The 5,287-nt window shown below is 76.2% G+C and carries 3 protein-coding genes and 2 pseudogenes; 4 read left to right on the forward strand and 1 reads right to left on the reverse strand.

Features of this window, described 5'->3' with window-relative positions; genetic code table 11:
* Nucleotides 1–681 (forward strand): annotated as a pseudogene (locus ACTIDRAF_RS28230) (transcriptional regulator); the annotation flags it as partial.
* Between the two features lie 137 nt (nt 682–818).
* Here ACTIDRAF_RS28230 and ACTIDRAF_RS35285 read toward each other — a convergent pair.
* A complete protein-coding gene (locus tag ACTIDRAF_RS35285) occupies nt 819–1,736 on the reverse strand; it encodes a phosphatase domain-containing protein (RefSeq protein ID WP_016698715.1) in 918 nt (305 codons plus the stop codon).
* Nucleotides 1,737–2,677: 941 nt separating this feature from the next.
* Here ACTIDRAF_RS35285 and ACTIDRAF_RS0210610 point away from each other — a divergent pair.
* The 3 genes and pseudogenes from ACTIDRAF_RS0210610 to ACTIDRAF_RS0210620 form a co-directional block, all read left to right on the forward strand.
* Nucleotides 2,678–3,853 (forward strand): hypothetical protein, encoded by a 1,176-nt coding sequence (locus ACTIDRAF_RS0210610; protein ID WP_016698716.1) that lies wholly within the window; start codon nt 2,678–2,680, stop codon nt 3,851–3,853.
* A gap of 196 nt (nt 3,854–4,049) precedes the next feature.
* Entirely contained in the window at nt 4,050–4,820 is a 771-nt protein-coding gene (locus ACTIDRAF_RS28235) for a rhamnogalacturonan acetylesterase (protein ID WP_016698717.1), read from the forward strand.
* A 257-nt stretch (nt 4,821–5,077) separates the two neighbouring features.
* Nucleotides 5,078–5,287, forward strand: a pseudogene (locus ACTIDRAF_RS0210620) (ATP-binding protein); the annotation flags it as partial.

A 5,287-nucleotide genomic window follows, 5' to 3' on the forward strand; every position in this document is an offset into this window, starting at 1 on the left:
CCGCCGCCGTCCCGGGACGAACGCCCGGCAAGCCCCGGCGGCCGGGACCAGAGCCGGGACGCCGCCGGCGGCGGAGCTCCGGGTTCACCCGGCACGGGCGGGTCGGCCTCGTCGCCGCGCGGGGTCCCGCTGTTGCGGCTGCTCGGCGCCGCACCCTCCGTGGTGCTCGACGGCCGGGAGGTCCGGTTCTCGGTCCGCCACTGCGAGCTGCTGTTGGCCCTCGCCCTGCACCGGGGCGGCCTGACGGCGGCCGAACTGGCGCTGCACGTGCACGGCGAGGACGGCAACCCGGTGACCGTCCGCGCCGAACTGCACCGGCTGCGACGGCGGCTGCCCCCGGAGGTGCTCACCGCCCGCCCCTACCGGTTGTCGCCGCTGGTCCGCTCGGACGTCGAGGCGGTGCGGACCGCGCTCGACGACGGCCGGATCGGCGAGGCCGTCGCCGCCTACACCGGTGAGCTGCTCGCAGCCTCGGACGCGCCCCTGGTGCGGGCGGAACGGGAGGTGCTGCACGCCTCGGTGCGGGCGGGCGTGCTGGGCGAGGGGGACCCGGCGACGCTGCTGCGGTTCCACCGCCGGTGCGCCACCCCCGACCCGGCGGTCCTGGAGCGCCTCGTCGCGGTGCTGCCCGCCCACGATCCGCGCCGTGCGCTGGCCGAGGCCACGCTGCGCACCGGGTAGCCCCCGGGTGGGCGCTGGTGGCGGGCCCGGGTCCGGCTGGCCACGACTGGCCTCGTGCCCGCCGGACCGGGGGACCTCCCGCCCGGTCGCTCACCCGCCACACCGGGTCCCCGACGCGGCGGGGGTCAGCTCGGCGCTCAGAAGTCGCCCTCGGCCACCTGCATGACGGTCAGGCCGAGGCCGCGCCACAGCCGCACGACCTGGTCGCGGTCGTCGAGCACGAAGACGACGTGGTAGCGGTCCCTGATCTCCCGGTCGAACATCTCCAACTTCACCACGGCGTCCTTGCGGCGGTCACCGGGCTCCCGCATCAGCAGCAGCTCGTGGGGCACGTCCACGTGCCTGGACAGCCACCGTTCGGTGGCCGCCCGGCTGCCGCTGGTCCGCCCCGAGCAGAACAGGACCCGGTGCCCGGTGGCGTGCATGGCCCGCAGGGCGGCGATGACGGCCGGGTTGGGCTGGTCCGCCTCGACCCGGGACTCGTCGTAGGGGGAGCGGTCGCCCAGCAGGGCCACCGTGCCGTCGAGGTCGCACATCACGGCGGCGGGCAGGTCGCGGCGGGGGTGGTAGGGCCGCCCGGTCGTCTCCGGCCGGCGGTCCGCACCGGAGGCCGTGGGCACCGGCAGCGGCAGCTCGCGGCCCGCGAGGTAGCGGCACCACAGGTCGCGGATCACCCGTTCCCCGACCGGCGCCTCCCGGGCCGCGTCCCGCGCCAGGCAGTCCTCCAACGGCACCGAGGTGAAGTCCCGCACCTCGAAGTCGGCGCCCGCCCGCCGGGCGAGGTCCCGCAGTTCCCGCAGGTAGCGGGCCCGGAGGTTGGTGTCGTCGACGACGACGGTCACCCCGAGGTCGAGCTGGGCGCGGATCAGCGCGTGCTGGGCGGCGGTCACCTGCCGCTCGACGGCGCCCCGGTGCGACGCCGCGCCGTGCAGCATCACGCGCAGGTCGTCCCGGTTGACCCGGACGGCTCGGTCACCGGACTCCGCGACGTACCGCTTCGCCCAGGTGGTCTTGCCCGCCCCGGGAAGGCCCCGGGTGGCGATCAGAGCGGTCACCTCGTCGAACCCTCCTTCCTGACGGTGGATCGACCGGAGCCACGGTAGACGGCGCGGCGGCGGACGGCGGAGTTCCTCCCGGGCAGCGGTCGGGGAGGGACGGGGCCGGTGGGAGCGCCGCGGAGGCGCGGCAGCGGGGGGCGTCCACGGGCACCGCCCCCGGCCCGTCCACCGCGGACAGGGCGCTCCGGTGTGCCGAGGCGATCCTCCGGTGGGCGGAACGAGGGCCGAGGAGCACGCGAAGGACTCCGCTCAGCTCGACCGCCGGGGCCGACCTCCGGTGGACCGGCGGGTGGCGCGGCCCCCGCGCACAGGCTCGTTGGCCGTCCCGTTCCGCGAGCGGGTGGCCAGGGCCGGGTGCGGCCGCCCTCGTCGGCTGGTCCGCTCGCGCTCGAGCGCTGGGGACGGCACCGGTACGCACGGGAACCAGCGGGGGCCACGACGGGTGCGCCGCCGACCACGACTCGCGGCCACGGAGCCCGACGACGAAGGCCGACCACGAAGCTCGACCACACAGGCCGGACCGAAAGGCCGACCACGAAGACCGATCGGGAAGGCCGTTCACGCCACCCGCCCGGGGGTCGTCCGGCGGCGGCCACGCCGCGCTACCCGAGGACGCCGGAGAGGCCCGGCGGCACGCCAATGGGCCCGCTGGGCCCGCTGGGCACGTCCGTGGGCACGTCCGTGGGCACGTCCGTGGGCGCGCAGCTGGGCATGCCGGCACGCCCGGCGGCCAGCCCGCGCCGCGCGGAATCCGGGCGGCGCACACCACCCCATTCCAGTAGACACCGCCGGCCGCCCCAACGGCAGCCGCCGAACGGCTGACCTCCGAGCGGACGGGCGGCGGTACCCCGACGCCGTACCGCTGGCTCGAATGGTGTCGTACCGTCTCCGAGTGCCCCGCCGACCAGGCCGGTGCCCCGAGCAGGCAAGGGAAACCGATGACCCGCTGGTTCACGATCCTCGGCCGGCACCGGCGCGCGACGGCGGGCGTCGCGCTGGTCGTGGCCGCCCTCGCGGGATGCTCCACGGCCGGCACGACCAGCCAGGACGGCACAGGGGGCAGCGAGACGGCCCCCGCCCCGTCCACCGCACCCTCGGCAGCGGAGCCCTCCCCGCTGGCGGCTCCTGAGGAGTCGTCCGCCCCCTCCTCCGCCGCGCCACCCACCTCGGCCGAGTCCTCGACCGGCCAGGCCGAGGACGGGACCGTCCCCCGCGCCGACGAGGTCCCCGTCCCCCGCGACGCCGCCACCCGGGGGCTGGGCCGGTTGTCCACCCTGGACCCCTGCGGCCTGGTCGCCGTCGACGACCTCGACTTCCAGCAACCCGAGCTGGTGACCGTCGAACCCCGGTTGACGCACTGCCTGCTGACGGTGACCACATCCGCCGACGAGGAGGTGACCGCCCAGGTCCAGGTCGCCCACGACGCCGACCCGACCAGCGCGGAACTGCTCGCCGTCGGGGCGCGCGGATCGGCCTCGGTGGTCGAGTACTGGAGCGCGGCGACCGGCATGTGCCTGCGGGAGGGCGTCTTCCCCGACGGCCTCGTCGTCCGGGTGACGACCCTGCCCTCGGACGGTGTTCCCGTGTCCTCCCACCGCGACGACACCTGCCGTCTCACGCACGTCCTGCTCAACGCCGCGGTCGACCGGGTGGCCGACGGAACGGCGCGGCACCTGCCGGTGCGGGCGGACAGCCTGATCACCCGCCGCATGTGCGGCCTCCTCCCGGCAAACCAGGTGCGGACCGTCGCCCGCACCTCGCAGGCGTGGCACGACGTCGACCCGATGGGCCGGGGCTGCGTGTGGGGGACCGACGACCTGAGCGCGGGCGAACCCGCGGTCACGCTGTCGCTGACCAGCAACCACGCCCTGCGGGGCACCACCACCAGCCTGCACGGACGCCCCACCCGGGAGCAGCGGGTCACGATCCGCCCTGGCTACCGGGGCTGTGTCCTCGGCGCGGAGGGCGGCGAGTTCCACCCCGCGCACGCCACCGTTCCCGGGCCGCACCGCGAGGCCCTGGTGCTGGGTGTCTACGGCGAGTCCGGGTTCGACGAGCTGTGCGCCCGCGCCTCCCGGCTCAGCGGGGAGGTGTGGCCGCTGCTGGCCCGCTGAGCGCTGGCCCCGTCCCCGTGGGCAGGCCGCGAACGGGACGCCCACGGCGGCCCCGTGGCAGGGGCCGTGGTCCCGGCCCTGCCGGGTGGCCGTCCCGGGCCAGGAGTCGCGCGAACCGGCGCGGCCGGTCGGGGGTTGGCAGTACAAAGAGGATGATCGCCGCTCCCTCGCCCCCGCCGTGTCCTCGGGAGGTCGCATGACCGGCAAGCCACGCTCCCTCGTCGTCGCCGGCGACTCGACCGCCGCCACCTACGCCGCCGACGAGGCCCCCCAGGCGGGCTGGGGGCAGGCCCTGCCGGTCTTCCTCCGACCGCACCTGGCCGTGCGCAACACCGCCTGGCCCGGGGCCAGCACCAAGAGCTTCCTCGACGGTGGACGCGGTGCGGCCGCCCTGGACCTGCTCCGCCCCTCGGACGTGCTGCTGGTCTCCTTCGGGCACAACGACGGCAAGGCGTTCGACCCGGCGCGGTACGCCCCGGCGGACACCGACTACCAGCACAACCTGCGCCTGCTGGTCGACGGCGCCCAACGGCGGGGAGCCCGGCCCGTGCTGGTGACCTCAGTGGAGCGCCGGGTGTTCGACGAGCGGGGCCGGGCCGGGACCTCGCACGGGCCCTACCCGGCGGCGATGTTGGAGGTCGCGGCCACCACGGGAGCCAGCGCGGTGGACCTGGCCCGGATCAGCCGTGCCCACTGGGACCGGCTCGGACCCGAGCGCACCGCGCGGGAGGTGTTCCTCTGGTTGCCGCCCGGCGCGAGCCCCAACCACCCGGAGGGCGTTCGGGACGACACGCACTTCACCGGTTCGGGTGCCGTGGTCGTCGCGCGGATGCTGGTCTCGGCGCTGCACCGGCTGGGGGTGCTGTCCGACGAGGACGTGCGGGGGCTGGACCAGGAGGTGGAGGCCACGGCCACGGAGGTGGTCTGGCCCGAGCGGCGGCCGGCGGCCGCTCTCGGTGCGGGCTGACACCCTGGCCGGGCCGGCCTCGGCCGTTCCCGGGGCGCGGCGACGGCGCGCCGACCGGAAACCGGGCGGTGGTGGGGAACCCGCGTGGCGACCGGGCCGTTCGGGGCGGCACGCGGCGCACCACGTGCCCGTCCGGTACGGACGGGTTCGGGGCCGGCCGCGCGATGACGCGGTTTCACCACCCGGATCTTGTGACGAAGCGTGAGTATTCTCGGCACACCACAGCCACCACACCCTTTCGGCGTACGATCTCGCGGGTGTCCGATGACCCGCTGTTGACGAGCCTGCTCGCCGCGGTCTCCGCCGCCCCCCAGGACGTTCCCCTCCGGCTGCACGTGGCCGAACTCCTGCTGGACAGGAACGACGCCACCGGCGCGCTCAGCCACTGCACGGTGGTGTTGCAGACCGATCCCGGCAACGCGCAGGCGCTCAGCCTGTTGGGACGGGCGTCCGCCGCGCTCACGGGC

Origin of the sequence: Actinoalloteichus spitiensis RMV-1378, from assembly GCF_000239155.1 — a bacterium.
Lineage (GTDB): Bacteria > Actinomycetota > Actinomycetes > Mycobacteriales > Pseudonocardiaceae > Actinoalloteichus_B > Actinoalloteichus_B spitiensis.

Coding starts and splice junctions, on each gene's coding strand:
- ACTIDRAF_RS0210610 (WP_016698716.1), top strand. CDS start 2,678: ATGACCCGCTGGTTCACGATCCTCGGCCGGCACCGGCGCGCGACGGCG.
- ACTIDRAF_RS28235 (WP_016698717.1), top strand. CDS start 4,050: ATGACCGGCAAGCCACGCTCCCTCGTCGTCGCCGGCGACTCGACCGCC.